At 63.8% G+C, this 24,312-nt stretch carries 27 protein-coding genes, 1 tRNA gene and 1 pseudogene; 15 read left to right on the forward strand and 14 right to left on the reverse strand.

From position 1 onward, the window contains the following. Window positions 1–16: 16 nt before the first annotated feature. Window positions 17–814, reverse strand: a complete 798-nt coding sequence (locus ACQ5J0_RS01790; protein WP_462568821.1) for a fimbrial biogenesis chaperone — start codon at window positions 812–814, stop codon at window positions 17–19. A 128-nt stretch (window positions 815–942) separates the two neighbouring features. After that, complete coding sequence (locus ACQ5J0_RS01795) at window positions 943–1,509, reverse strand: Csu type fimbrial protein (RefSeq protein ID WP_462568822.1); 567 nt, start codon at window positions 1,507–1,509, stop codon at window positions 943–945. Between the two features lie 299 nt (window positions 1,510–1,808). Here ACQ5J0_RS01795 and ACQ5J0_RS01800 point away from each other — a divergent pair, with 299 nt between their 5' ends. Beyond that, entirely contained in the window at window positions 1,809–2,621 is an 813-nt protein-coding gene (locus ACQ5J0_RS01800) for a helix-turn-helix domain-containing protein (protein WP_462568823.1), read from the forward strand. A 257-nt stretch (window positions 2,622–2,878) separates the two neighbouring features. After that, window positions 2,879–3,121: a hypothetical protein gene (locus ACQ5J0_RS01805; protein ID WP_462568824.1), complete on the forward strand. Its 243-nt coding sequence runs from the start codon at window positions 2,879–2,881 to the stop codon at window positions 3,119–3,121. A 23-nt stretch (window positions 3,122–3,144) separates the two neighbouring features. On the opposite strand, the gene ACQ5J0_RS01810 is transcribed toward ACQ5J0_RS01805, so the two are convergent. Beyond that, window positions 3,145–3,384: a hypothetical protein gene (locus ACQ5J0_RS01810; protein ID WP_462568825.1), complete on the reverse strand. Its 240-nt coding sequence runs from the start codon at window positions 3,382–3,384 to the stop codon at window positions 3,145–3,147. A gap of 169 nt (window positions 3,385–3,553) precedes the next feature. On the opposite strand from ACQ5J0_RS01810, the gene ACQ5J0_RS01815 reads away from it, so the two are divergent. Then, window positions 3,554–3,733: a helix-turn-helix domain-containing protein gene (locus ACQ5J0_RS01815; protein WP_462568826.1), complete on the forward strand. Its 180-nt coding sequence runs from the start codon at window positions 3,554–3,556 to the stop codon at window positions 3,731–3,733. A 28-nt stretch (window positions 3,734–3,761) separates the two neighbouring features. Here the strand turns inward: ACQ5J0_RS01815 and ACQ5J0_RS01820 are convergent, their stop codons facing one another. Then, complete coding sequence (locus ACQ5J0_RS01820) at window positions 3,762–4,286, reverse strand: type II restriction endonuclease (RefSeq protein ID WP_462568827.1); 525 nt, start codon at window positions 4,284–4,286, stop codon at window positions 3,762–3,764. Between ACQ5J0_RS01820 and ACQ5J0_RS01825 the strand changes: the two genes are divergently transcribed. From ACQ5J0_RS01825 to ACQ5J0_RS01845, 5 genes and pseudogenes are all read left to right on the forward strand, one after another. Further along, the gene (locus ACQ5J0_RS01825; RefSeq protein ID WP_462568828.1) at window positions 4,238–4,927 is read left to right on the forward strand and encodes a phosphoribosyltransferase-like protein; all 690 of its coding nucleotides are present in this window, start codon (window positions 4,238–4,240) and stop codon (window positions 4,925–4,927) included. The two genes, ACQ5J0_RS01820 and ACQ5J0_RS01825, sit on opposite strands and share 49 nt — an antisense overlap. After that, a pseudogene (locus ACQ5J0_RS01830) lies at window positions 4,891–6,006 on the forward strand (ORC-CDC6 family AAA ATPase); the annotation flags it as partial. The gene ACQ5J0_RS01825 and the pseudogene ACQ5J0_RS01830, both read left to right, overlap by 37 nt. A 409-nt stretch (window positions 6,007–6,415) precedes the next feature. Continuing rightward, complete coding sequence (locus tag ACQ5J0_RS01835; protein WP_462570156.1) at window positions 6,416–6,724, forward strand: DUF3489 domain-containing protein; 309 nt, start codon at window positions 6,416–6,418, stop codon at window positions 6,722–6,724. Beyond that, window positions 6,724–7,116: a DUF2924 domain-containing protein gene (locus ACQ5J0_RS01840; RefSeq protein WP_462568829.1), complete on the forward strand. Its 393-nt coding sequence runs from the start codon at window positions 6,724–6,726 to the stop codon at window positions 7,114–7,116. The genes ACQ5J0_RS01835 and ACQ5J0_RS01840 overlap by 1 nt, the downstream gene beginning before the upstream one ends. After that, entirely contained in the window at window positions 7,113–8,687 is a 1,575-nt protein-coding gene (locus tag ACQ5J0_RS01845; protein WP_462568830.1) for a recombinase family protein, read from the forward strand. Before ACQ5J0_RS01840 ends, ACQ5J0_RS01845 begins: the two co-directional genes overlap by 4 nt. 396 nt (window positions 8,688–9,083) lie before the next feature. Here the strand turns inward: ACQ5J0_RS01845 and ACQ5J0_RS01850 are convergent. Further along, window positions 9,084–9,174: transfer RNA gene (locus tag ACQ5J0_RS01850), tRNA-Ser, on the reverse strand. Window positions 9,175–9,322: 148 nt separating this feature from the next. Here ACQ5J0_RS01850 and ACQ5J0_RS01855 point away from each other — a divergent pair. Beyond that, window positions 9,323–10,372: a peptidylprolyl isomerase gene (locus ACQ5J0_RS01855; protein ID WP_462568831.1), complete on the forward strand. Its 1,050-nt coding sequence runs from the start codon at window positions 9,323–9,325 to the stop codon at window positions 10,370–10,372. Window positions 10,373–10,486: 114 nt separating this feature from the next. On the opposite strand, the gene ACQ5J0_RS01860 is transcribed toward ACQ5J0_RS01855, so the two are convergent. Both ACQ5J0_RS01860 and hemF read right to left on the reverse strand, forming a co-directional pair. Beyond that, the gene (locus ACQ5J0_RS01860; RefSeq protein WP_462568832.1) at window positions 10,487–12,571 is read right to left on the reverse strand and encodes a RelA/SpoT family protein; all 2,085 of its coding nucleotides are present in this window, start codon (window positions 12,569–12,571) and stop codon (window positions 10,487–10,489) included. A 327-nt stretch (window positions 12,572–12,898) separates the two neighbouring features. After that, window positions 12,899–13,756 carry an oxygen-dependent coproporphyrinogen oxidase gene (hemF, locus tag ACQ5J0_RS01865; RefSeq protein ID WP_462568833.1) on the reverse strand — a complete coding sequence of 286 codons (858 nt, stop codon included), beginning with the start codon at window positions 13,754–13,756 and terminating at the stop codon, window positions 12,899–12,901. 45 nt (window positions 13,757–13,801) lie between these two features. On the opposite strand from hemF, the gene pdeM reads away from it, so the two are divergent. The 5 genes from pdeM to ACQ5J0_RS01890 all read left to right on the forward strand — a co-directional run bounded on the left by pdeM (window position 13,802) and on the right by ACQ5J0_RS01890 (window position 18,907). Beyond that, window positions 13,802–14,506 (forward strand): ligase-associated DNA damage response endonuclease PdeM, encoded by a 705-nt coding sequence (pdeM, locus tag ACQ5J0_RS01870; protein ID WP_462568834.1) that lies wholly within the window; start codon window positions 13,802–13,804, stop codon window positions 14,504–14,506. A gap of 136 nt (window positions 14,507–14,642) precedes the next feature. Further along, window positions 14,643–15,161 carry a translation initiation factor IF-3 gene (gene infC, locus ACQ5J0_RS01875; RefSeq protein ID WP_067613984.1) on the forward strand — a complete coding sequence of 173 codons (519 nt, stop codon included), beginning with the start codon at window positions 14,643–14,645 and terminating at the stop codon, window positions 15,159–15,161. 201 nt (window positions 15,162–15,362) lie between these two features. After that, a complete protein-coding gene (locus tag ACQ5J0_RS01880) occupies window positions 15,363–16,508 on the forward strand; it encodes a DUF547 domain-containing protein (RefSeq protein WP_462568835.1) in 1,146 nt (381 codons plus the stop codon). Window positions 16,509–16,679: 171 nt separating this feature from the next. Then, window positions 16,680–17,990 (forward strand): cystathionine gamma-synthase family protein, encoded by a 1,311-nt coding sequence (locus tag ACQ5J0_RS01885; protein ID WP_462568836.1) that lies wholly within the window; start codon window positions 16,680–16,682, stop codon window positions 17,988–17,990. Between the two features lie 14 nt (window positions 17,991–18,004). Beyond that, the gene (locus tag ACQ5J0_RS01890; protein ID WP_462568837.1) at window positions 18,005–18,907 is read left to right on the forward strand and encodes an ATP-grasp domain-containing protein; all 903 of its coding nucleotides are present in this window, start codon (window positions 18,005–18,007) and stop codon (window positions 18,905–18,907) included. 9 nt (window positions 18,908–18,916) lie between these two features. Here ACQ5J0_RS01890 and ACQ5J0_RS01895 read toward each other — a convergent pair whose 3' ends face one another. Then, entirely contained in the window at window positions 18,917–19,450 is a 534-nt protein-coding gene (locus ACQ5J0_RS01895; RefSeq protein WP_462568838.1) for a J domain-containing protein, read from the reverse strand. Window positions 19,451–19,610: 160 nt separating this feature from the next. Between ACQ5J0_RS01895 and ACQ5J0_RS01900 the strand changes: the two genes are divergently transcribed. Then, window positions 19,611–19,754, forward strand: a complete 144-nt coding sequence (locus ACQ5J0_RS01900) for a hypothetical protein (RefSeq protein ID WP_462568839.1) — start codon at window positions 19,611–19,613, stop codon at window positions 19,752–19,754. Between the two features lie 76 nt (window positions 19,755–19,830). Here ACQ5J0_RS01900 and pal read toward each other — a convergent pair whose 3' ends face one another. The 6 genes from pal to ACQ5J0_RS01930 form a co-directional block, all read right to left on the reverse strand. Then, window positions 19,831–20,352: a peptidoglycan-associated lipoprotein Pal gene (pal, locus tag ACQ5J0_RS01905; protein ID WP_462568840.1), complete on the reverse strand. Its 522-nt coding sequence runs from the start codon at window positions 20,350–20,352 to the stop codon at window positions 19,831–19,833. A gap of 61 nt (window positions 20,353–20,413) precedes the next feature. Next, complete coding sequence (gene tolB / locus ACQ5J0_RS01910) at window positions 20,414–21,802, reverse strand: Tol-Pal system beta propeller repeat protein TolB (protein ID WP_462568841.1); 1,389 nt, start codon at window positions 21,800–21,802, stop codon at window positions 20,414–20,416. Continuing rightward, window positions 21,799–22,650 (reverse strand): TonB C-terminal domain-containing protein, encoded by an 852-nt coding sequence (locus ACQ5J0_RS01915; RefSeq protein ID WP_462568843.1) that lies wholly within the window; start codon window positions 22,648–22,650, stop codon window positions 21,799–21,801. Before ACQ5J0_RS01915 ends, tolB begins: the two co-directional genes overlap by 4 nt. A gap of 55 nt (window positions 22,651–22,705) precedes the next feature. Continuing rightward, window positions 22,706–23,149, reverse strand: coding sequence for an ExbD/TolR family protein (locus ACQ5J0_RS01920; RefSeq protein WP_462568844.1), 444 nt, complete (start codon window positions 23,147–23,149; stop codon window positions 22,706–22,708). 1 nt (window position 23,150) lies between these two features. Continuing rightward, complete coding sequence (gene tolQ / locus ACQ5J0_RS01925) at window positions 23,151–23,846, reverse strand: protein TolQ (protein WP_462568845.1); 696 nt, start codon at window positions 23,844–23,846, stop codon at window positions 23,151–23,153. Further along, complete coding sequence (locus ACQ5J0_RS01930; RefSeq protein ID WP_462568846.1) at window positions 23,843–24,298, reverse strand: YbgC/FadM family acyl-CoA thioesterase; 456 nt, start codon at window positions 24,296–24,298, stop codon at window positions 23,843–23,845. The genes tolQ and ACQ5J0_RS01930 overlap by 4 nt, the downstream gene beginning before the upstream one ends. Window positions 24,299–24,312 lie beyond the last annotated feature (14 nt).

Raw genomic sequence — 24,312 nt, forward strand, 5'->3', positions numbered from 1 at the left:
CGCCCCCCTGCAGCGATCACTCGAACTTGATCTTCAAGCTGTCCTCATTGAGCTGTCGATCGAGCGGAATGAAGAATATCCGCGCCTTGTCGGGAGCAACGATACCGAGACCGGTAGTTTCACGAACTTGCTTGTCGCTCAAGGTTTCGGTGAACGGCGTGCCGTCCAGATCGGTGCCGGAGATCGTCCAGCTGGTTTCACCGGCACCAAAATAGCGGTTTCCGCTATTCGAAATGCGGACCTCTATGCCGGCTTGCGTGATCACTTCCGCCCCTTCCGGTCGCTCCTGTCCTTCAGGAACAGGCTGTTCACGCTCCGCGGCTCGAACCCAGTCGACCGCCGGATTCGCACGCGTTTCTGGCGGGACCACATTTATAAGGACGTTGAATTGCATCAGCATCTGGATGCGCGAGTCGCCGGGCTCCAGATCAACCGGAAGCTGGCTTACCGAGGCGTAATACACTTCCGATGAATCGAGATCTGGGTCGGGCAGGAACTGAATTCGGAAGACCTGCTGGCTGCGGGGGCCGATCACGATCTGCGGAGGAAACACCACGAAGCGGTCGTCAGCCGGCTCGAGCGCGACCTCCCCTGTTTCCGAGATGACGCCGCGATGCATGCTGAGCTCGAAAGGTATCTGGCGGTCCTCGTCGTTCGTCACCTCGATGCGCAGCATCGAACCGGTGCCCGATGGCGCAATCTCCGCCACCATCGGACTTACCCGCGCGGCGTCGGCGTTTTGCGGAACTGCTAACGAGAGGAGCGCTGTGGACACGGCCAGTGCCGTGAGCGTGGTAAAGCGACGGCTAAACATCTTGCCCTCCCCAGGGATGCCGATGATCCGGCAGAAACTCGAAGGAATCGATTACCGACCCGGCCTTGAATTTTCCATAAAAAAGGGCCGACGCGCAAATCACGCGTCGGCCCGATTTCTAGCCAAAATTAGGCAGCGATCGAAACCGCAACGGTGACGGTGCTCGAGTAGGTGCCGGCGAGCGGACGGAAGCCACGGTTGTCATCGTAATCGACCGAACCGACGAAGCTGATCTGGCGGTGCATCGCATGACGAGCAGCAGTGTTGTACTGGCCGTTGTTGACAGTGTGGAAGCGGCGACGCGAATTGCCGGTGCCCGCACCATAGTTGTTCACATAGACGCGGAAGTCGACTTCGTTACCGAAACCGTCAGCGGCTTCTTCGGAGGTCGGAGCGCGCGGGTTCACCAGCGGTCCTGAAGCGCTCAGCGCCATCGAGTTGGTCTCGTTGCAGCTCAGGTAAACCGGATTGCTGGTCTGGCTGGCCGACCCATTGCCGAACAGCAGCGCGTTCGTACCCGCGGTGGTGTTGATCTTCAGTGCGCCGATGCTGATGTCCTGAACGTTTTCCATCGTGCAGGTCGGTGCAACGCTGGCGCTGACGACGAACGTGTCGGTCGCGGTGCTGCTCTGCGCATAGGCACCGGAAGAAAGTACGGCAGTCGACGCTGCAGCAGCGAGAAAGAGCTTATTCATGATTTTGATCCTTTTACGTTCAGATTTCTAATAGGAGGCCCCTCACACCCGGCTCTGAACGTTCCGGCGCGTTAGAGAATTGACGACCCTAAGCACTTCCCGACTCGTTGATGGCCGGTTTAACAGCTTCTTAACCCTTCTAGACGGACCTTGCAAACTTCCGATTTAAAGCTGTGCCAAAACTGGAACCGCCCTATCAAACTACGCAAAACGGCGTTTTCGCGCGGGTGAACCCGCCTTGGCCGCTAAGGCAGGTTAGCCGGTGTTAAGGCTTGGTAGTCTAGAGAGGGTGGCCGCGGATGGAAAAATTAACGAAGCGCAACAACTCTGCGAAGCGCGTTCTGATAAATACTGACCAGCAGCAAGGAAGGATTTCAATGCCTCCGCACTCAGCGCGAAGACCGAGCACCTTCGCCGCCCAGAGACGAGATCGGCTACGGCATCCCGTCAAATTGCACGCCATTGGCAAAGACGGAGGCGCCAGCCCCTTCGAAGGTGTGCTTCTCAACCTCTCGGCAGGTGGCTTTCTCCTCGAAACGGGAGCGAACCTCGTCTTTGGTGAGAATTTCGAACTGGAGTTGCCGGGTGCAAAAGGACTGGCGGCACGGATCGCGTGGGCCAACGCCCCGCTCTACGGTTGCGAGTTCCTCAACCCCATTGAGACCTCTCTGGTGAGCCGAGCTCGTCTAAAGAGTGAGCCCGGCGCGAGCGGGGCGCAGCAGACGGTCAAAATCGGAACCGAGATCGAACGGCTTCGCACCGCCCGGGGGTGGACGAGAGCGGAGCTGGCTGAGAAAGCTGGTGTCAGTCGTCCCAGTGTATGGGGGTGGGAGACAGGCAAAACCAAACCTCGGCAAGATGCGCTGCGGCGATTATCGGGGGCTTTCGGGTGCCGAGTTTCAATCGGGAACTCGAATCGTAAATCGTGTGACGAGCCACTTACTCAGAAGCAAGCCCTTGACAGCCAGCCTGCGGCGTTGCGCTTTACTGACCTTGCAGAAAGGTTGAAAGAACTTCCCACTCCGGATTTGATTTTGATCTTGCAATTTGCATGGGCAGACCGCCTTGAACTCGAACCTGCCGCTGTCAAAATCAAGATAGAGATCGGTTAGGTTGGAACGCAGCGTCTCTAGCAGACAGGCTCACCGCCGACACCTCTCGCTCCGATCCCGAAGTGCGCGCCCTGCTGAAGCAGAGTGAAAGAACGGCGGCCCTCGCCTGCACGTTGTTGGCAACTCTCCGGCTTGCACAGGGCTAACCTCGAAACTTGTAATTGGCTGGGCTCATTCCAAGCAGCTTGCGGAACATCAAATCCGGCAGTGGCCTTCCCGCTAAACTATGTTGCACTGCAAAGTTTAGCTCGGCGAAGATGTCGGCTTTTCAGCGCCCCCGTTATGAGAACGGACAGTCCGCTTCCGGCCCATTTTCTGCTGATCAACTACGCGCCCTCATCTCGGTCACGATCTATCCCACCGCCGACGAGGAGATGCCGAACCTTGGCTACGCCTACCAATATGAGCATCTCGCAACGGCCGAGACGCGCATGCAGCAGGGTGGCGTTAGGCTGTCTGCTTATCTGGACTGGGTCTTCAACCGCTCATCGATGGAGTGAAGCACGACCGGTCGAGCCGCCAGTCAGTCGAGCCCTGCCATTCGCATACGCTCACTGCGCTTTTCGAGGCTGACAACTAAAACCACAACGGAAAATCCTTTTGCTTCGACGTCTCCCAAGGCTCGCTTGTCGCTTCCAGTCCTGAATGTTGGCCCGTCTGTCGACACCTGTCTGCAAAAACGCCACGGTCGATACTCGACCGGCAGGTTCGCGCCGGATTCTTCAACAGAATAGGCCATCGCACCCCCGGTGCCTGCGAACATGAACAGCTTTCCCAACGGTGTCCTCCGATCCGTGTCGTCCTTACTGACTAGCGCGGACAACTAGCCCTCTCCACGCAAAGGGCAGCACACGTTCGCAAGTTCGCAGTGCCCTGAACTATTGCGACTTGCGACGCGGCCAGCCCAGCATAGCCAGCTTCTCGCCAAAAGCTTGCGCCAGCTCCGGGTCGAGCGAAAGCTCACCCAGGAGCAGCTCGCGCATGAGGCGGAGATCGATCTGACCTATCTGGGCGGGATCGAGCGCTGCCGCCGCAACCCCTCCGTCAGCGTGGTTGGCCGGATCGCCGCCTCGCTCGGAGTCCACCCTCGCGAGCTGTTCGCGGACGAGTGAAGGACCGGGCTGCGAGCCCGGAACCGAGCTACAGCAAGTTCTCCTGCCCCAGCCGGACGCTTCCGCTGCCAGCACCAAGCCTTCCGGCAAGATCCAGAAACGAGGCCACGTCCACGAGACCGTCCTGCTGTACGGCACGGTACGAGCCATGCAGGGGGCGCGGGATGACCAGCTGGAGGTTCTCCTTTCTCATCTCGTCCGTCTGGGTCGGCGAGATCCCGGGCTCCAGCGTCAGCAAATGCTTGCACCGGATCCGGTCAGCCTCGGCCAGCACCTGACGCCAGCGATCCTTACAACTGGTCTTTACCCCCAGCATCAGCAGGTCGGCCGCGGACCAGGCCGGATCGTGATACTGCGCCTCTCCCGGGAACAGGAAATCAGGGCCATTGCGCTTCTCGGTGGTAGCCTCGCGCTTGTGGGTGATGCCGTGCGTTTCCAGCAGCGCCTCGACGTGGTGACCCAGCGCATAGCCAGCGCGTGACTTGCGGCGGTTCTGTACCCCCCGTGCTGCGCTGGCTCGTAGACGAGCTCGAGGTCGACATTGCCGATCCACTCGCCGGGGAGCAGCTCAACGCGGGCGTGCAGCGCACTTGGTTCTGCCCAGTAACCGATTCTATGCGGATCAACGCGTTTCTTAAAGTGAATGGGATGATCGGGAAATCTCATCGCCCCGACTGGCGCTCGCTAAAGAAGTTTGGATCGCAGGATCTCGTAAGACAATACATGGAAAATGAGGGTCTTGATCGCCTTGTTCTGCTAGAGGACTTCGTTGGGAGCGGCACGCAGATGCGGAGCGTCATCCGCTTCGCCGCAGAGATTTCACCCGATCTTCGCGTCCTCGCCTGCCCGCTGGTCGCTTGTCCCGCTGGCGAAGAAGTCGGTGAGGCGCTCGCCCAGAGTTACGCCAACGTCTCGTATGACGCTGCGATGCGGATCTCGCCCGGCATGCTCATCAAGGCTGATCCCGCAGTGGGAGAGCGCGATTTGAACGCCGAGGTGCGCGACCTAACGCGAAGAGTCGCGGACAGACTAGGTCCGACGGAGCCAGACAGGGAGTCGCGGAGGCACCACGGATACAAGGGTACCGGCGCTGTTATCGCACTGTATTCAAACTGCCCGAATAACACGCTGCCGATCATTTGGGACCAGACACCGCAATGGGATCCGCTGTTCCCGAGGCTGAGGAGAGCCTAATCGTGACCAATCCCTTTTTCGAGGTCTACGTCGGCGACCGCCTAACCAGCAGCGAGTTCGTTACCATATTCAGCCCGTTCCTCGTCGATTACGCCCAACCGCTATTTCTTCCCGGGAACGTCGTCGTGAAAGGTGTACAGGGAAGCGGCAAAAGCATGCTTTTGACGCTGCTGAAGTCGGATGTGCGTCTCGAATACGCTAACATCAGCGCACCGTTCCCCGTTCCGGGAGCTGGGGGGCGCTTCATCGCCGCCGGGATCAACCTCGCTCACTTGAACGCGATGGATTTCGGCTATCGCGCCATCTCCAGCGATCCAGAGGAGACCGCGCTTTTCTTCGCCGACTTCGTGAACTACCAAATCATCCTTGACCTGCTGCGGTCTGTGCGCGAACTCGAGCCGCGGCGAGACGTAATTCCAGGTGGCGCTTCGATAAATCTCCATCCTGACATCCAACACCAGCTGGTTGCGCGCCTCGCGGACGATGAGGTCTTCCAAGGGGCTCTCGCGGGATGCGTGACCCTCACAGATGTCGAACAGAGGATTCGCCTCCGGCTGAACTCGTACGTCCGCTTCCTTCACCGCAACGACGCCGACCTAGCCGGAGGCATCCGCGACACTAAGACGGACATGGGCACACCCGTCTCGCGGCTCGTGACGCTCATGAAAGAAGTCGGCGCACTGGCCCGCGACCTTCCCGTGTTCGTCCACATCGACCAATACGAGGAACTCGCCAACATTGCGAGCGCGGGTGTCCCGACGCCTGACTATCGCGCGGTCGTAAACCGTGCCCTTGCCCGACGGGATCCCTCCGTCTCCTATCGCATCGGCACGCGTGGGCACGCTTGGCGGACCCACGGCCGCATCCAAGGTACCAAGGCGAAGCTGGAAGAGGAGCGTGACTACAAGTTCGTCGACTTGGACCTCCTCCTCAAGCGCGGCGAGAACCGGAAGACTTGGATTTTCCCACGCTTCGTAGCTGACGTGTTTGCGCGCCGCCTCCGGCACGCTGGCATCGCGCCTCCGGCTGCTCAGGGCACCGCGTTGCTCGAAACCATGTTCGGAGACGGCATCGAGCCCGTCGCCAAGGCCCGGCGCTACGGTGGCCGGAATCCCACGAGGGCGGTGAGGACCGACGCCGAATGGCCGGAGGACTTCTCCAACCAGTTGACGGTTCTGGCTGCGGTCGATCCGCTCGAAGCACGGCTCGTGGAGGCTCGCGCGCTTCAGCGCACCGAACGGCGACAGTTGGGGCGCAGAGCGGTCCGTTGTGCCGGGGCTGTCCTGCTAGCCTTATTCACGCTCCGCGGCGTCGCCCCGTCGCCGAGCAAGGTGTTTTTTACTCCTAACGGACTGGACTTCAGTTCAGAACGGAGCGTGAGTGAATTCGCGCCAGGGGCTGGATTGACCTGCGCGCACGCCCCGCCGCCACGTGCCCTTGCGGGGCCTGTCTCAGTGCGGCGATCCGCCGCGCTGACGGAGACAGACCATGTCCGAAGAAGTGGATACCACCCCCACGAAGCCTCCCGTGACCGAGGCGGACGCGAAGCCCGCTGCAGCTGTTGCCGGGCGCACGGGAACGAAGACCAGAGCGAAAACGAAGTCCGATGCGGTGGTTGCCCTGCTCACGCGCTCACGCGGCGCCACCATCGACGAAATGATGTCCGCGACTGGCTGGCAGGCACACTCGGTGCGCGGCTTCATTGCCGGAACCGTGAAGAAGAGGCTGGGCCGCTTGGTAACCTCGGAGACGACCAGTAAGGGCCGCGTCTACCGCATCCTAGCGGAGGAAGGCTGATGAACGCGCAGTTGCTTCAACGGCTTCAAGCAGCGGATCTTCGCGAATTGCGCAGCGAGTGGGAGCAGCGCTACGGCGCTGCTCCCCCGCTCCGCTCCCCAGACCTGCTGCGCAGGCTTCTGGTCTGGCGCATCCAGGTCGCTGAGCAAGGGGGCCTCGACCGGGTGACGCGGAGGCTGCTCACCGGCGGCGCTGCCGGGCCCGAGACACTCCTTTCAGAAGGCACTGTCATCACCCGCGAGTGGAAGGGCGTGCGTCATGACGTGGAGGTTGCGGATGGCGGGTTCATATACCGTGGAGAACGCTGGAAGAGCCTCTCCGAGGTGGCACGGACTATCACCGGCACGCGCTGGAACGGCCCGAGGTTTTTTGGTCTGAGAGAAGCAGCATGACCCGGCTGCGCGCGGCGATCTATACCCGCAAGAGCTCCGAGGAAGGGCTTGATCAGGAGTTCAACAGTCTCGACGCCCAGCGCGAGGCCTCAGAGGCATACATCACCTCGCAGAAGAGCGAGGGATGGACCCTAGTGCGCACCCGCTATGACGATGGTGGCTGGTCGGGAGGCAATATCGAGCGGCCGAGCCTGAAAGCACTGCTGGCGGACGTGGAAGCCGGGAAGATAGACATTGTGGTCGTCTACAAGGTCGATCGGCTCAGCCGCAGCCTTTCCGACTTCGCGCAAATGGTCGAGCTGTTCGATCGGCACAGTGTCTCGTTCGTCTCGGTAACACAGGCGTTCAATACCACCACCTCGATGGGAAGGCTGACCCTCAACGTGCTGCTGTCATTCGCGCAGTTCGAACGTGAGGTCACAGGCGAACGGATCCGCGACAAGATCGCCGCCTCGAAGGCAAAGGGTATGTGGATGGGTGGCAATCCGCCGCTGGGCTACGATCCCAAGGAGCGGACCCTGATCATCAACGAGGCGGAGGCAGCTACCGTTCGGCACATCTTCCAGCGCCACCTCGAGCTGGGCTCGGTTTATGCTCTCCATGCAGAACTTGAACGCGAAGGCATCCACACGAAAATCATCAAATGCCGCAGCGGCGCGGTGCGTGGCGGGGCCTCGTTCGGTCGTGGCAATCTTGCACACCTGCTGCGGAACCGCGTTTACCTGGGGCAGATCGTGCACAAGGGCACCAGCCATCCCGGACTGCATCCGCCAATCATCGATCAGGAGATGTTCGACGCGGTGCAGGAAATTCTGGCACGCAATGAGCGGGGCAAGCGCGAACGCGTCCCCTCGCCCGCTCCCCTTGCCGGACTGCTTTACGATGCACTCGGCAACAGGATGGCTGCCACGCACGCGCACGGCCGCGGCGGCAAACGCTATCTCTACTACATCTCCCCGGTTCCGGCATCCCATCCCGATGCGGTCCGGGTGTTGCGGCGGGTGCCGGCGCCCGGGATCGAGGATATACTGATGGGGCGGCTGCGATGCTGGAGCAGCCGGCCAAACGCGGGCTGGTCTGATCTGCTTCCTTTCGTCGTCCGCGTAGAACTGCACTGCGATACTCTGGTCGTTGCTCTGTCGCTCCCGTCCCACGAAAAATGGTCGGTTGATGCGCCGGAGCAGTCCTCTGCGAATGCGGATGGTACTCTCCGGATCACCTCGCCGGTGAGGATCCAGACCCGCGGCGGGCGCACATCACGCATCGAAGGGTCCGCATCTCCTCTCCGATCACGACCCGACAAGACCCTGATCGCGGGACTGCGCCGCGCCCATGCCGAACTGAAGAAATGCGGCATCGACGTCACCGATAGCAAGACTTCGATTGAGCATGCTCGAGGCATCAAGGATCCGTATCTCCGAAAGCTGTCCGGCCTTGCGTTTCTGGCGCCCGATATCCAGCGGGCGATCCTGGAGGGCCGCCAGCCGGCAGGTATAAAGCTTTCCGATCTGCTTTCGTTCGAGCTGCCGCTTGCATGGGACGATCAGCGGAAGCTCCTCGCTATGGCATGAGCAGGTCCTGCAATGCACCTGCAACGGTCCTGCTGATCACCTGCTAGCGACCTGCTAACTACCTGCTGCGCTCCTGTTCAATCCCTGCTCTTTTCACGGGTCATGGCTTGGAAGCAGCTATCGAAAACACCAGATTTCTGCGGTTTTTGGTGCGCTTTTCGTTATCGGGATGTGCGAAAGGGGCTTCCCAAAAAGACGCTAGCAGGTGAACCGGCTTTCCAGTTGAAAGGGTGTGTGGCTTCGAGCTCGCAGAGACAGGGCTGCAAATGGCGAGAAATGGCCCGCCTGTTCTCCGACAAGATGCGGAAACCTGCACGGTTTACGCAGCCCGAACCCCGCAGTTCTGCGCCATCTGGAGAGGCGCATCGGCGTCGGGAGCAAAACTATTGGACTAGTTGGCGGAGCGGGTGGGATTCGAACCCACGATAGGCTTTTGACCTATACACACTTTCCAGGCGTGCGCCTTCGACCACTCGGCCACCGCTCCGCATACCCGGTTTGGGAAGGCGCGCCTCTAGCCCGCTTGTCGGGCTTGCGCAAGGCGTTGGCGACGAGGTTGGCGGGGCGCTGGATCGCCCTCCCCCGCCGGCCCCTTCGCGATTGTGCGCGCGCGCGTTCCGTGCCAGCTTCGCGGCATGATCAGGACCATCGCATCCGCGCTCGTCGCCCTCGCGCTCACCCTTCCGCTCGCCGCGCAGGAGGCGCCGGACGCGCTCGCTCCGGGCGAGATCGTCGCGGCCGCCGCGCCGCGGGACTGGATCCGCATCGCGCCCGAGGATCTGCTGGTGATGACACTCGCGCCCGCCGCCGACGGGAGCGCACGCGAAGTGGTGATCCAGTTGATGCCGCCGCCGTTCTCGCAAGGCTGGATCGCCAACATCCGCACTCTGGCGCGCGCGGGCTGGTACGACGGGATCAGCGTGAACCGGGTGCAGGACAATTACGTCGTCCAGTGGGGCGATCCGAACCACGACAATCCGGAGACGGAGGGCGAAGCGAAGGCGCTGCCCGAGGAGCTGCGGGCGATCGGTGCCCGCGATTACACTGCGTCAACTCTCCCAATGACCGGGAAATTCGACGACCTCCTGCCGCGCTTTCTTGAAAGGTTTCCTGATTTTGCGGAAAAGTTTCCGGAAGTCCGTGACCTATCAACAGCCGAGTTTGGTTCGAGCATACGGAAGAGCCTCAATCCGGACCCCTATGCGGAAGCTAATCTCTTAGTAGAAGGCTGGCCTTTTGGGTACGATCTCAAGGGAGGTAAAGCGTGGCCCGTCCACTGCTACGGGATGGTCGGGGTCGGCCGCGGGATGTCGCCAGACACCGGTTCGGGCGCGGAGCTCTACACCGTGATCGGCCATGCGCCCCGCCACCTCGATCGCAACATTGCGCTGGTCGGGCGGGTGGTCGAGGGGATCGAGCATCTCTCCAGCCTGCCGCGCGGCACGGGCGCGCTGGGGTTTTACGAGGATCCGGCGCAGCGGGTCCCGATCCGCTCGATCCGCGTCGCGAGCGACCTGCCCGCCGCCGAGCAGCCGCGCTTCGAATATCTCTCGACCGAAAGCGAGAGCTTCGCGCGCTACGCCGAGGCGCGCGCCAACCGGCGCGATCCGTTCTTCATCGTGCCCGCGGGCGGCGCGGATATCTGCAATGTTCCCGTTCCGGTGCGCCGCGTCTCGACCGAGTAAGGCTGCTCCTTGAGGGTTAGGCTGAATGGTGAGGCGGGGGCGCTTGCCGCAGATGCCGAACCCACACCCCCGGCCCCTCCCCACCGGGGAGGGGAGATTGTGCGAGTGGCAAGCTCAGACCCGTTCCGCCTGCGCCACGGCGTCGCTGGCGCGCAGTGCGCTGACGATGCGGTTGAGGTGGACCAGATCCTGCACCTCGAGATCGATGTCGTAACCGGCGAAGGGCGGATCGTTCTGGACCTGATCGAGCGCGCGGACATTGGCGTGGTTCTGCGCGAAGATGCCGGCCGCTTCGGCCAGCGTGCCCGGACGGTCGTAGAGCGTCACGCGCAGGCGTCCCACTGCGCCCGCCGCGCGCTTGCCCCACGATAGGTCGAGCCAGTCGGAATCGATCCCGCTGGCCAGTTCGTGGCATTCGATGGTGTGGACCTCGACCTTCTCTCCGGACCTGCGGGTCCCGACGATCCGGTCGCCGGGGATCGGATGGCAGCATTCCGCGAAAGTGTAGGCGACGCCGGGAGTCAGCCCGCGGATCGAGATGTGGCGCTTGCCCCATTCCGGCGTCTCGGGGAGTTCTTCCGTACAGCCCGGGACCAGCGCCTCCATGACGTCGCGATCCTCGATCTCGACGGCACCGATCGCGTAATAGAGGTCGTCGTCCTCCTCCATGTCGAGCCGCTCGAGCGCCTTCTTGAGAGCCTTCTTGCCGACCCGCGCGGGCACCCGGCTGGCGATCTCGTCGAACAGCTTCTGGCCGATCTCGGCGACTTCGGCGCGCTCCTTCTGGCGCACCGCGCGGCGGATCGCGGCGCGCGCCTTGCCGGTGACGACATAGCCCAGCCAGGACAGCTGCGGCTCGGAGCTGGTGCCCTTGACGATCTCGACCACATCGCCGTTCGCCAGCGGGGTGCGCAGCGGCATGTGGCGCCCGTTGATCTTGGCGCCGACGGTCTGCGCGCCCAGATCGGTGTGCACCGCGAAGGCGAAATCCACCGGAGTCGCGCCCTTGGGCAACTGGAACAGCCCGCCCTTGGGGGTGAAGGCGAAGATGCGATCCTGGTAGATCGCCATCCTGGTGTGCTCGAGCAGTTCCTCGGCATCGTGGCTGGCGTCGACGATCTCGATCAGGTCGCGCAGCCAGCCCACCTGCCCGTCGGGGCGGTTGCCCTGCTTGTAGGCCCAATGCGCGGCGAAGCCGAATTCGTTGAGCCGATGCATCTCGCGGGTGCGGATCTGCACCTCCACGCGCATCGAATTCTCGTACATCAGCGAGGTGTGCAGCGAGCGGTAGCCATTGGTCTTGGGGGTCGAGAGGTAGTCCTTGAACTTGCCCGGCAGGAACTGCCAGGTCCGGTGCAGGACGCCCAGCGCGCGGTAGCAGTCGTTTTCGTCGTCGGTGAGGACGCGGAACGCCATGATGTCGGTCACCTGCTCGAAGCTGACGTGGCGCTCGGCCATCTTGCGCCAGATCGAATAGGGATGCTTCTCGCGCCCGCTGACCTCGACCTGCAGCCCGGCCTCGGCCAGCGCCTGCTTCATCGCCAGCGCGATCGCATCGACCTGGCCGCCGTCCTGCTCGCGCAATTGCGAGAGCCGCTTGGTGATCGTGTGATAGGCCTCGGGCTCGAGCTGCTCGAAGGCGAGCAGCTGCATCTCGCGCATATATTCGTACATCCCGACCCGCTCGGCGAGCGGGGCGTAGATATCCATCGTTTCGCGCGCGATGCGCTGGCGCTTCTCGGGCTTCTTGATGAAGTGCAGCGTGCGCATGTTGTGCAGCCGGTCGCCCAGCTTGACCAGCAGCACGCGGATATCCTCGCTCATCGCGAGCAGGAACTTGCGCAGGTTCTCCGCGGCGCGCTCGTTCTCGGGCATCTGCTCGATCTTCGAGAGCTTGGTCACACCGTCGACCAGCCGCGCGACCTCGGGGCCGAAATTGGCCTCGATATCCTCGATGGTGGCCAGCGTGTCCTCGACCGTGTCGTGGAGCAGCGCGGTGGCGATGGTTTCCTGATCGAGCTTGAGATCGGTCATCAGCCCCGCGACCTCGACCGGGTGGCTGAAATAGGGATCGCCCGAGGCGCGGATCTGGGTGCCGTGCTTTTGCACGGTGTAGACATAGGCGCGGTTGAGCATCGCCTCGTCGGCGTCGGGATCGTATTCCTTGACCCGTTCGACTAGTTCATATTGGCGCAGCATAGTGACAAGGGATGAGGCTAAAACCTGCCGGGATGCAATGGCAAAGGTTGGTTATGCGCTTGTGGCGACCCGAACCACCCCAACCCCCGCATCCGAAACCTCAGGTTGGGATTGAGCCATTTGGAGAACCCAGAACCGTCCTTCGCCACCTCGGGAACCAGGCCAAAGTTTAATAAAGTTTAGGGCAACACGGCATTGACGAGAATTGCCGGCTCCGCAATTGATATCAATTGTTACTAAATTGCGAGCAGCATCGCTGCGCAAAACATGGCGCCCATTCTTGCTCTGAGTGGTGATTGCTGCTGGACCACCTTCGCCGGCATTGCCTCAGGTCCAGACCGCCTCGGGCGGCAGGCTCATCAGGATCGCGTCGATATTGCCGCCGGTCTTGAGCCCGAACAGCGTGCCCCGGTCGTAGACCAGATTGAACTCGGCGTAGCGCCCGCGCCATTCGAGCTGGGTCAGCTTGTCGGCCTGCGTAAACTCGCTCTCCATCCGCCGCCGGACCAGCCGGGGGAAGATGTCGAGAAAGGCCTCGCCGACATCGCGGGTGAAACCGAAATTGCGTTCGAAAGCCGCGCCGTCGGGGCATTCGAGATGGTCGTAGAAGATCCCGCCCACCCCGCGGTGGACCCGGCGGTGCGGGATGTAGAAATAATCGTCCGCCCATTTGGAGAAGCGTTCGTAATAGGTCGGATTGTGCGCGGCGCAGGCGGCGCGGAAGCGGGCGTGGAAATCCTCGGTGTCCTCTGCATAAGGGATCGGCGGGTTGAGATCCGCCCCGCCCCCGAACCAGGACTTGCCGGTGACCAGGAACCGGGTGTTCATATGCACTGCGGGCACATGCGGGTTGGCCATATGCGCGACCAGGCTGATCCCGGTGGCGCAGAAGCCCGGATCCTCGGCGGTCGCGCCGTTGATCGTCGCGGCGAATTCGGGGGCGAAATTGCCGCGCACGGTCGAGACGTTGACTCCGACCTTCTCGAACACCTTGCCCTTCATCAACCCACGGGTACCGCCGCCGGGATCGTCGTTGCCCTCCTCCTCGCGCTGCCACGAAGCGTAGTCGAATTCGGCGTCGGAACCCGCCTCGCGCTCGATCGCCTCGAATTCGGCGCAGATCGCGTCGCGCAATTGCTCGAACCACTGGCGGGCCTGCTCGGTCTGGTCGGTGTGATCGGTCATGCGCAAAGCCTTGCCATCGACCCGGGGCTGCGGCAATAGCCTGGCATGGTTCCCCTTTCGTTCGCCGGCCAGGAATGGCTCCTGACCAAGGGCCGCGCGCTCTACTGGCCGCGCGAGCGCGCGCTGCTGGTCGCCGACCTGCATCTCGAAAAGGGCAGTTTCTTCGCGCGCCACGGCCAGATGGTTCCGCCCTACGACAGCCGCGAGACGCTCGAGCGCGTGGCGCTGGCGATCCGCGAGACGGGCGCGCGCCGGGTGATCACGCTGGGGGACAATTTCCACGACTCGGACGGTTCGACGCGGCTCGAACCCCACGCCTGCGGGATGCTCGACGCGCTCACCAGCGCGGTCGACTGGGTCTGGATCACGGGCAATCACGATCCGCACATGGAAGCCCGCTGCGGCGGCACGTTGACCGAGGAGCTCGAGACCGGCGGCGTGGTGCTGCGACACCGTGCGAAGCCGGGAGAGACCCGCCCCGAGCTCTCGGGCCATTTCCATCCGCGGCTGCAGCTGACGGTCCGGCGGCGCAGCATCCGCCGCCCCTGCGCGGTGGTCAGCAGCAGCGAGGCGCCCGACGGAAGCGCATCGGGCCGCATGATCCTGCCCGCCTTCGGCGCCTATACCGGCGGGATGAACGCCGCCGATCCCGCCATTCTCGAGGCGCTGCAGCCCGCCGAACGGATCGACGCGATGGTCCATGCCACCGACCGGCTGGCGACCTTCCCGCTGTGGCGCAGGGCTGCCTAGTCGCCACATAGGCTGACGAATCTGAAGCCGGCGCGCGGAATCCCCTTCCCTCGCGCGGGAACAATGCTTATTTGCGCGGCTTGATTATCGAAACCACCAAGGAGACAGCCCCATAGCCCGTCCACCACGTCGTTCCATGCAGCCGCCGGTCAAGAGCGGCCCGCGATACGACACATTCATTCAAGTTCCCAAGGTCCGCGTGATCGATCACGAAGGCGAGAACCTTGGCGTGATGTACACCCGCGAAGCGATGGAGCAGGCCAACGAGATCGGCCTCAACCTCGTCGAAGTGAGTCCCAATGCGGACCCGCCGGTGTGCAAGTTCCTCGATGTCGGCAAGCATCGCTACGAGGCGCAGAAAAAGGCGAACCTCGCGCGCAAGACGCAGAAGACCCAGGACATCAAGGAAGTGAAGATGCGTCCCAACATCGACACCCATGATTACGAGGTGAAGATGCGCAACGTCACCAAGTTCATCGAGAACGGCGACAAGGTGAAGATCACCCTGCGCTTCCGCGGCCGCGAAATGGCGCACCAGCAATTGGGCATGGATCTGCTCAACCGCGTGCGCGACGATGTCGAGGAAATCGGCAAGGTCGAAGCCTTCCCGCGTCTCGAAGGCCGCCAGATGCTGATGGTCCTCTCGCCGCGCTGATCCCTCCGGCCGGAGGCGTCGTGCTCCGGCCGATTCGGACCAATAGTCTGCTATCTTCGACCAACCCCGCGGTTTCATCGGCGGGCAACATTGCAGTGCCTAAAGGGCAGACGTAGCATTGCAAGCAAGGGCGCGGGGAGCGCCGCGACCCGCAAGAATACAGCCCGAGGGGCGATGCGCGGTCCAATGAAAGGGTGCACGATGCGTATCATGATCAAGGCCGCCGGCTTCGCAGCGATTCTGGCTGCTGCTGCCCCGACCCTCGCCTATGCGCAGGATACCGCCCCCGTCCGCGCGGCACCCGTCGATCAGCGGTTCGACCAGTTCGTCCCGCGCGAGACGACCAGCACGACCAAGCTCGACTACGGCTTCTGGGACGATGCGCTGTCGTTCTTTGTCCTGCGTATGGGACGCTCGACGCGCCAGGGTGCCAGCCGTCCTGATCCCACGATCGGAACCCGGCGGGTCTACGGCCATGATTCGCGTTACCGGCTGGAAGGCAACCGTGTCCTGTTCGATCTCGTCGATGACGAGGCCTTCACTCCGCTGACCGAATACCGGGCGGATCTCGAGCGGATCGCGACCGAGATCGATATCGCGCAATTGCCGCGCAACGAGCAGCTCGCCTTCTGGCTCAACCTGCACAATGTCGCCATGGTCGAGCAGATCGCCGCCAATTATCCGGTTTCCTCGCCCGGCGAAATCGTGCTCGGCGATGCCAAGACCCCGCTCGATACCACGCCCTTCATCACCATCCGCGGCGTACCGATGAGCCTGCGCGATATCCGCACCAGGATCGTCTATCCCAACTGGTCGGACCCCAGGGTGTTCTACGGCTTCTTCCGCGGCGATATCGGCGGGCCGTCGATCCGCCGCGAGGCTTTCACCGGACAGAATGTCGCGCAGGAACTCAACGATTCCGCCGATGAATTCGTGAATTCGCTGCGCGGTGTCGAAGCCTACGGCGGTTCGCTGCGCGTATCGGCTCTCTACGAAGAGCTCGCTCCCTTCTACTTCCCGAACTGGAACCGTGATCTGCACGCGCATCTCGCGGTCTATGCCGACGACGAAGTGGCGGAATTGCTTGCCAAATACGACACGATCGAACTCAACCAGTACAATTCGGACGTCGCCGATCTTGCCAAGGGCGAGCGCGAGCCCAGCTACAATTACGTCGAGCAGACTGGCAATCCGACCGGCCTTGCGCTGTCGAGCTCGATCCGTCGCCTGCTGCAGGAGCGCGAGCAGAAGATGGAAGAACTCCGCAAGGAGGGCCGCAATTTCCAGATCATCCTGCTGCCCACCGGCCAAACCCCCTCCGAAGCGGCGAGCAGCGAAGTCGAATAGCGCATCGGCACCGCACGCCTCCCCAGTTGAATTCTGCCCCGCAAGGGCATAGTTCCGCCCCAGATTCGGCGTCGGCGGAGAGGCGTTCCTGCGGAGGTTAGGAACGGGTGCCCCCGGCCGCCTCCTGGCTCCCGCCTCCCTGGGAGCAACTCGACAGGAAGGACTGCCGCAATGAGCGACAGCATCATCGACCCCACCACCCCGCGCAAGGCGCCCAAGCCCGAAGTCACCAAGATCCAGGGGCGGCCCTTGAAGCCCTCCACCCTGATGATGGGTCACGGCTACGACCCGGTTCTGTCCGAGGGCAGCCTCAAGCCGCCGATCTTCCTCACCAGCACCTTCGCCTTCGAAAGCGCGGCGGCGGGCAAGCGCCATTTCGAGGGCATCACCGGCAAGCGCCCCGGCGGCGCCGACGGGCTGGTCTATTCGCGCTTCAACGGCCCCAACCAGGAAATCCTCGAGGACCGGCTGGGCATCTGGGACGGTGCGGAGGACGCGCTGAGCTTCTCCAGCGGCATGACCGCGATCACCGTGCTGATGCTCGCCTATGCCAGCCAGAACGACGTCATCGTCCATTCGGGCCCGCTCTACGCGGCGAGCGAAGGCTTTGTCGCCAAGGTGCTGGCCAAGTTCGGCGTGCAGTACGTCGATTTCCCTGCCGGCGCGACCCGAGAGCAGATCGATGCGGTGCTGGGCAAGGCCAAGGCGATGGCCGCCGAGAGCGGCGGCAAGGTCTGCATGGTCTATCTCGAGAGCCCGGGCAATCCGACCAATGCGCTGGTCGATATCGAGGCGGTGCGCGATGCGCGCGACGCCGCGCTCGGCCCCGATTGCCCGATCGCGATCGACAACACCTTCCTCGGCCCGCTGTGGCAGCGCCCGCTCGATCAGGGCGCGGATATCGTGGTCTATTCGCTGACCAAATATGTCGGCGGCCATTCGGATCTCGTCGCGGGCTCGATCGCCGGCGCGCGCAAGTGGATGGATCCGGTGCGGTCCCTGCGCAATACCATGGGCGGGATCTGCGATCCCAACACCGCCTGGATGCTGCTGCGTTCGCTCGAGACCGTCGAGCTGCGGATGCAGCGCGCCGGCGAGAACGCCGCCAAGGTCTGCGAGTATCTGTCCAAGCACCCCAAGGTCGAACGGCTTGGCTATCTCGGCATGATCGACGATGCCCGCCAGCAGGACATCTACGATCGTCACTGCCTGGGCGCAGGATCGACCTTCTCGGTCTTTATCAAGGGCGGCGAAGCGGAATGCTTCCGCTTCCTCGACAATCTCACCATCGCCAAGCTCGCGGTGAGCCTGGGCGGGACCGAGACGCTCGCCAGCCACCCGGCCTCGATGACGCATCTCTCGGTCGCCGAAGGACGACGCGCCGAGCTCGGGATATCGGACAACCTCGTCCGGATCTCGGTCGGTATCGAGGATGCCGACGACCTGATCGCCGATTTTGAGCAGGCACTCGAGCACGTTTGACTTGAACTGAGCTGATGGCACGAATCGGCTTTTTCGGCTGCGCCGCGACGCTGCCCGCCAGCGCTGGCGGGTCGGCGGAGCGGCGCGGCGATGCTTTCGAGCATGATCTCGAGGTCGCCGCGCTGCGATCCGGTTTTGCTGCTGCCGGGCTGGAACTGGTCGAGATCGACTGGCAGGCGCCGCGGGAGGCTTTCGCCGGTCTTGAACTGGTCCTGCTTGGCACCGCCTGGGATTATCAGGATCACCCGCAAGAGTTCGTAGCTAGGCTTGATGCGCTCGCGGCCGAGGGGATCGATGTGTGCAACCCGCCCGAGGCGGTGCGCTGGAACCTCGACAAGCGCTATCTGCGCGAGCTGGAGGCAGGCGGCGCAGTGACCGTCCCGACTTTGTGGCTCGATGACGCGGACCGCGCAGAAATCGCCGCGGCGATGGACCATTTCGCCAGCGACCGGGTGGTGATCAAGCGTCAGGTGGGCGCGGGCGGATTGGGCCAGCACAGCTTTACACGCGGGACGCTGCCAGGGGGCGACTGGCGGATGGGCCGGCCCTGCATGATCCAGCCTTTCCTCCCCGCGATCCGCGAGGAAGGCGAGTTCACCTTCGTCTTTATCGACGGCGCATTCAGCCATGGCGTGCGCAAGACACCCGCTGGCGACGACTATCGGATCCAGTCGCTCTACGGCGGAAGCGAAGCGGTGTTCGTTCCGTCCCCAGGCGATCTCGCGACCGCGCAGGCGGTGGTCGATGCGCTGCCCTTTGCCGATTTGCTCTATGCGCGGATCGACATGGTCCGGTTGCCCGACGGCAGGCTGGCGGTGATGGAGGCGGAGCTGATCGAACCCTATCTCTACCCCGAGCAGGGTCTGGAACTGGGAGAGCGGCTGGCGGCAGCGATCGCCCGCAGGCTCAGGAACTAGACAAGCGCTCTAGCCGCGCCACTCGCGGCGTTCCTCGGCCGCTTTGAGCACCTCATAGGCGACCTGCAGCTTCTGGAATTCGGCGGCCGCCTCGGCATCGCCCGGCTTGACGTCGGGATGGACCTGCTTGGCCTTGTCGCGCCAGCCCTTCTTGACCGCCGCGAAATCGGCATCGGCCTCGAGCCCGAGGATTTCTAGCGCGCGCAGCTCGTCGGGGCTGCGCGATCCGTCGCCGCTGCTCGCCCAGCCGTAATGCTGCGCCTCGGCATAGCCCGCGGTCTCGCTCTGCTCCGCCTTGGTCCGCGCGGCTTTCTCTTCCTTGTCGAGGCCCTCGAAATAATCCCACTTGCGGTTGTATTCGGCAGCGTGGGTCTGACAGAAATACCAGCGCTCGGGATTGTTCGGGGCCTTGGGCGCAGGGCAATCGCCCGCTTCCTCGCAGCCGTGGCGATCGCACAGCCGGATGGTCGCGGCCTCGCGGCCGGCCTCATAGCCACGCCAGCGCGGGAAGCCCCAATCGTTGGAACGGCGCGCTTTAGCCATGGTCAGACAGCTGGGTAAAAGTCATCGGTCGAGCAATCATTGGTGTCAGTCTAGTCGCGGTGGCGCCGGATGCATAGGCTTGCGAAGGCGGAAGGTGGAAATGCTGCAGTGCAACCAAGCGTTCATCAACCCACGCTATTGTGGCTGCAAAAGGACCCCGATGAGCAAGCAACTGACCCTCTCCGCGACCCTGTGCGTTTTCGCAATGGCGCTGTTCGCGCTCGCCGGCGACAAATCTCCGCCGAGCGGAGTGAAGGCGCGCGGCCCTGCGCCCTTCGCCATCGGCGCAACCATCAGCCGCTAACGCTCGGTTTCCGCAAGAGAGGCGAGGCGCCCCCTTCCGTCCGGAAGAGAGCGCCCGCCCCAATTGTCGATTGCGGTCAGTTGATCACAACGCTCGCGGCACGGCGATTCTGCGCCCAGGCTGCGGGGTTCGAGCCGAGCGCCACCGGTCGTTCCTTGCCGTAGCTAACGGTGCGGATGCGGCTCGCAGGGATGCCCAGCGACACCAGATAGTTCTTTGCCGCATTCGCGCGCCGTTCGCCCAGCGCGAGGTTGTAGTCGCGCGTCCCGCGTTCGTCGGTATGGCCCTCGATGGTGAAGGTCAGATTGGGATACTGGCTGAAATAGCGCGCCTGGTTCTGCAGCTTGGCAGTATCCTCGGGGTCGACATTGTACCGATCGGTGTCGAAGTAGACGACAGTGTTTTCCGCACCCACTGCGTTGGCGAAGTGCGACTGCGTACCCAGCGCACCCGCGGCGGGGCCGCTCGGAGGGGTCGGCGTGGGCGCCGTCGTCTGCTGCTGCGGCGGCGGCGGCAGTTCTTCGGGGGGTTTCTTCTGACAGGCAGCCACGGCGAGTGTGCTGACTGCGAGAACGGTGGCGGCGAAACGGGTGTTCATAAGAGCCGATCCTTTCAGCAGTGGTAAAAATCCGTTCGGTGGACCCGATAATTCAATGATCCTAAGGCAGGATCGGTCCCCAGGCGGGGTCCGAGGCGTCCACCGGGGTCGGCAGGCGGCGCTCGTTCTCGCCGGTCAGATCGACCTGCCACAACCCGGTCTTGCCCGTATTGCGCTCGGTGCGGAAGAACTGAACGATGCGGCCGTTGGGTGCCCAGGTCGGGGCTTCGTCCTGCCAGCTGTTGGTCAGGTAGCGCAGGTTGCGGCCACTGGTGTTCATCACCGCGACGCGGAAATCGCCGGTGATGTGGGTGAAGGCGATCTGGTCGCCGCGCGGGCTCCATTCGGGCGTGGCGGCACGTCCGCCGAAGAACGACAGTCGCTGCTGGTCCGACCCGTCGGCGTTCATCACGTAGATCTGCTGGCTTCCCGAGCGGTCGCTCTCGAACACGATCTTGGTTCCGTCGGGCGAGTAGGAGCCGCCGATGTCGATGCCGGGCGCGTCGGTCAGCCGCGTGCTCTGCCCGCCCTGCGCGCTGACGCGGTAGATGTCCGTGTTGCCGTTGACCGCCATCGAATAGAGGATCGAGCGCCCGTCGGGGGTCCAGCGCGGAGCGAAGGTCGGGTTCTCGCTCTGCGTCACCAGCGTCTGCTGCCCGCTGCCGATATCGTAGACATAGATCCGCGGGTTGCCGTCGACATAGCTGAGATAGACCAGCTGGCGGTAATCGGGCGAATAGCGCGGGGTAAGCGCGGTCGAGCGGCCGGTAGTGATGAACCGATGGTTGGCGCCGTCGCTGTCCATGATCGCCAGACGCTTGGTGCGATTGTCCTTGGGGCCGGTCTCGGCGATATAGGCGATCCGGCTGTCGAAGAATGGGCTCTCGCCCGTCAGCCGCGAATAGATCAGGTCGGAGCATTTGTGCGCGGCGCGGCGCCAGTCGGCGGCCGGGACCACCCAGCCCTCGCGCACCAGCTCGCTCTGAAGCGCCATGTCGTAGAGATAGCAGCCGACCGTCAGCCGCCCGTCGCTGCGCCCGCGGACATAGCCATGGACGAGCATTTCGGCGCCTCGGTTGGACCAGGTGGACCAGCTCGGGGAGGTGATCTGCGCGAATTCCGGACGCGGCAGCGAATCGGGGCCGGTCGGTTCGAACAAGCCGTTGTTGCGCAGGTTCGCGGTGACCACACGCGCCAGTTCGAGCCCAAGCGCGGCGGTGCCCGACTGGTTGGCGGGCGTGGGCACGTTGCGATCGGTGGCGAAGGCGGGAATCGCAATGCCGAGATCCTCCCAAGCGCTCTCGTCGGTGACGGTGAAGCTGAGGCCGCTTTCGGCCTGCTCGATCGTCTCCACCTCACCGCCCTCGGGGATCGGTTGACCCAGATCGGTTTGTTGCGCGGCCGCCGGGGCTGCGAGGACGAAAGCGAGTGCGAAGCCAAGATATTTCATCGTGCCAGATTCCTGTCGAAGCGGGCGCCGTCAATGGTTCGCCACGCGTTGTAATATTCGTCGGGAAGATCGAACGGAGCGGCGAGCTGGACCGCGCGGATAGCGCGCTCGGCGTGCAGGTCCTTCTGCGGCCGGTTCGAAGCAGTTTCCCCGCTCTGCGAGACGACCCGCGGTTGCCCGTTGAGGCTACCATCGGGATTGAGCCGGAACGACAGCTGCGTCACCAGCAATTCGGCATCGACGCCCTGCGGCGCGCTCCAGTGCGGCCGAATCTGCCGGATGATCGCCTGGATCAGCGAGGCCTGGGTGCTCGCGCCGATCTGCGAGGCAGGGACGCGGGTCTCGGTAGTGCTTGTGCTGCTGCCCGCACCTTCGAGGAAGTTGTCGCCGAGCCGCGAACCGCCAGCGCGCTCTGCCGGCCGCGCGGGCGCCGCCGGGCGCGCGGCAGGTCGGGGCTGAGCGCGTGCCGGGGCAGGAGCGGGCGCGGGTTGCGCGCGCGGCTGCGGTCGCGGTTGGGCGCGGGCAGGAGTGGGGGCAGGCACCGGACGCGGCCTCGCAACCGGACGCGCTGCGGGTGCGGGGGCCGGGGCCTGGACGCGCTCGACCGGACGAGCGACCGGTTCGGCCGGAGTTGGCGGTGCGTCGGCCTCGGCGGGCGGAGCAGGAGTATCCGACAGCGTCGGCGCTTCGGCGGCGCGGCTTTCCGACACCGGATCGGGCGCGGTCGCTTCCATGCCGACATCGGTCGCGAGATTGACCGTCATCCGCTCGGCAGGGCGAACGACCGGCGTGTGGTCGGGTTGCACCAGCAGCACGACTACCAGCAGCACATGCAGGGCAAAGGCCACCAAGAGGCCGATCCGTTCCTCGCGCCGAAATGTGCTCGCTTGCATCGTCACCCGGCTATGGCTCCACCGATGAACTCTGGGTGACCAGCGATATCCGATTGAGCCCGGCGCGGTTGAGTTCGCCCATCACCGCCATGACGCGTCCGTAGTCGAGCCCGCGATCGGCGCGCAGCGTGATGTCGGGTCCGTCGTCGCTGCGAGGGATGCCCTCCAGCGCCTGCGCGAAGCCGCCGATTTCCACGGCCGTGTCGTCGATGAAGACATTACCCGCTTCGTCGATGCTGATGGTGATCGCCTGCGGCTCGTTGTCGAGCGCGTTGGCGCGGCTTTCGGGCAGATCGACCGGCACCCCTGCGGTGAGCATCGGCGCGGTGACCATGAAGATGATCAACAGCACCAGCATCACATCGACGAAGGGCGTGACGTTGATTTCCGCCATCGGGGTGCGGCGCGAACCGCGCCCGCGAGTGCCTCGTCCGGAGCCCAGCGACATCGCCATGCTAGCGGCTTTCCAGCTGGCGGCTGAAGCTGGCGTGCAGCCGGTCGGCGAAACGCTGCAGCTTGGTCTCGTAGCGGTTCACCGCATGGCTGTAGCGGTTGTAGGCGATCACCGCGGGGATGGCGGCGAACAGACCGATTGCGGTGGCGAACAGCGCTTCGGAGATACCCGGTGCGACCACCGCCAGCGAGGAGGAACCTTCCGCGCCGATCTGGAAGAAGCTGTTCATGATGCCCCAGACGGTGCCGAACAGCCCGACGAAGGGCGCCACCGAGCCGACGGTGGCGAGGAAGTTGAGCCGCTCGGCGAGCAGATCGGCCTCGCCCGCGACCTGGCTGTCCATCGCGCCCGCCAGCCGCTGGCGCAGCCCGTCGCGATCCTTGACCCCGTCCTTGGTCGAGCGGCGCCATTCGGTGACCCCGGCGTTGGCGACGCGGGCGGGCGGCAGATCCTTGCGGCCGCGCTCGGCCATGAAGCGGTCGAAGCTGTCGGCCTGCCAGAATTCCTCGTCATAGACGCGGGTCTGGCGGTTCAGTTTGCCCATCCGCAGCGCGAAGGAGACGATGATCATCCATGTCCAGACGCTGGCGAGCAGCAGCCCCGCCATCACCGCCTTGACGACGATATCGGCCTGAAGGAACAGTTCGAGCGGATCGAGCCCGGTCGGCGCGGCGGTAAGGATCGATAGCGAGGTCATGCGGTGTCCTGTGATTCCATGAAACGGGTGAAGGCCTCGCGCCAGGCGGCGGGCTGGCGCGTCGGGCGGCCATCGGGAGCGACGAAGCCGACGCGCAGTTCGGCCTCGGCGAGCAGTTCGTCGCCGCGGAACGCGCGCTGGTGCATCCGGCAGCTGGCGGCGCGCATCTGGGTGCAGCGGGTCTCGATCAGCACGTCGTCGTCGAGCTTCGCCGGGCGCAGATATTTCAGCAGCACCTCGGAGACGGCATAGGCCCCCTCGCCCGCCTCGATCGCCGCGCGCTGGTCGATCTCGAGGCGGCGCAGCAGGTCCGAGCGCGCGCGTTCGAACCAGCGCAGGTAATTGGCGTGATAGGTGATCCCCGAGAGGTCGGTGTCCTCGTAATAGACGCGCACGGCATAGAAATGCCGGTCGCCATCGAGCGTGCCATCGGGAAGGTTGGGTCGGTTCATAGTCCCGTGCGCTC

Source organism: Qipengyuania sp. SM2512 (genome assembly GCF_054954005.1).

Excerpts from the sequence above, each read along its gene's own strand:
- ACQ5J0_RS01900 (WP_462568839.1), top strand. The coding sequence starts at position 19,611 with ATGAGCAAGCAACTGACCCTCTCCGCGACCCTGTGCGTTTTCGCAATG.
- ACQ5J0_RS01890 (WP_462568837.1), top strand. The coding sequence starts at position 18,005 with ATGGCACGAATCGGCTTTTTCGGCTGCGCCGCGACGCTGCCCGCCAGC.
- hemF (WP_462568833.1), bottom strand. The coding sequence starts at position 13,756 with ATGACCGATCACACCGACCAGACCGAGCAGGCCCGCCAGTGGTTCGAG.
- tolB (WP_462568841.1), bottom strand. The coding sequence starts at position 21,802 with ATGAAATATCTTGGCTTCGCACTCGCTTTCGTCCTCGCAGCCCCGGCG.
- ACQ5J0_RS01800 (WP_462568823.1), top strand. The coding sequence starts at position 1,809 with ATGGAAAAATTAACGAAGCGCAACAACTCTGCGAAGCGCGTTCTGATA.
- ACQ5J0_RS01860 (WP_462568832.1), bottom strand. The coding sequence starts at position 12,571 with ATGCTGCGCCAATATGAACTAGTCGAACGGGTCAAGGAATACGATCCC.
- infC (WP_067613984.1), top strand. The coding sequence starts at position 14,643 with ATGCAGCCGCCGGTCAAGAGCGGCCCGCGATACGACACATTCATTCAA.
- pdeM (WP_462568834.1), top strand. The coding sequence starts at position 13,802 with ATGGTTCCCCTTTCGTTCGCCGGCCAGGAATGGCTCCTGACCAAGGGC.
- ACQ5J0_RS01805 (WP_462568824.1), top strand. The coding sequence starts at position 2,879 with ATGTCGGCTTTTCAGCGCCCCCGTTATGAGAACGGACAGTCCGCTTCC.
- ACQ5J0_RS01810 (WP_462568825.1), bottom strand. The coding sequence starts at position 3,384 with ATGTTCGCAGGCACCGGGGGTGCGATGGCCTATTCTGTTGAAGAATCC.
- pal (WP_462568840.1), bottom strand. The coding sequence starts at position 20,352 with ATGAACACCCGTTTCGCCGCCACCGTTCTCGCAGTCAGCACACTCGCC.
- ACQ5J0_RS01845 (WP_462568830.1), top strand. The coding sequence starts at position 7,113 with ATGACCCGGCTGCGCGCGGCGATCTATACCCGCAAGAGCTCCGAGGAA.
- ACQ5J0_RS01895 (WP_462568838.1), bottom strand. The coding sequence starts at position 19,450 with ATGGCTAAAGCGCGCCGTTCCAACGATTGGGGCTTCCCGCGCTGGCGT.
- ACQ5J0_RS01795 (WP_462568822.1), bottom strand. The coding sequence starts at position 1,509 with ATGAATAAGCTCTTTCTCGCTGCTGCAGCGTCGACTGCCGTACTTTCT.
- ACQ5J0_RS01790 (WP_462568821.1), bottom strand. The coding sequence starts at position 814 with ATGTTTAGCCGTCGCTTTACCACGCTCACGGCACTGGCCGTGTCCACA.
- ACQ5J0_RS01835 (WP_462570156.1), top strand. The coding sequence starts at position 6,416 with ATGTCCGAAGAAGTGGATACCACCCCCACGAAGCCTCCCGTGACCGAG.
- ACQ5J0_RS01920 (WP_462568844.1), bottom strand. The coding sequence starts at position 23,149 with ATGGCGATGTCGCTGGGCTCCGGACGAGGCACTCGCGGGCGCGGTTCG.
- tolQ (WP_462568845.1), bottom strand. The coding sequence starts at position 23,846 with ATGACCTCGCTATCGATCCTTACCGCCGCGCCGACCGGGCTCGATCCG.
- ACQ5J0_RS01885 (WP_462568836.1), top strand. The coding sequence starts at position 16,680 with ATGAGCGACAGCATCATCGACCCCACCACCCCGCGCAAGGCGCCCAAG.
- ACQ5J0_RS01880 (WP_462568835.1), top strand. The coding sequence starts at position 15,363 with ATGCGTATCATGATCAAGGCCGCCGGCTTCGCAGCGATTCTGGCTGCT.
- ACQ5J0_RS01855 (WP_462568831.1), top strand. The coding sequence starts at position 9,323 with ATGATCAGGACCATCGCATCCGCGCTCGTCGCCCTCGCGCTCACCCTT.
- ACQ5J0_RS01840 (WP_462568829.1), top strand. The coding sequence starts at position 6,724 with ATGAACGCGCAGTTGCTTCAACGGCTTCAAGCAGCGGATCTTCGCGAA.
- ACQ5J0_RS01930 (WP_462568846.1), bottom strand. The coding sequence starts at position 24,298 with ATGAACCGACCCAACCTTCCCGATGGCACGCTCGATGGCGACCGGCAT.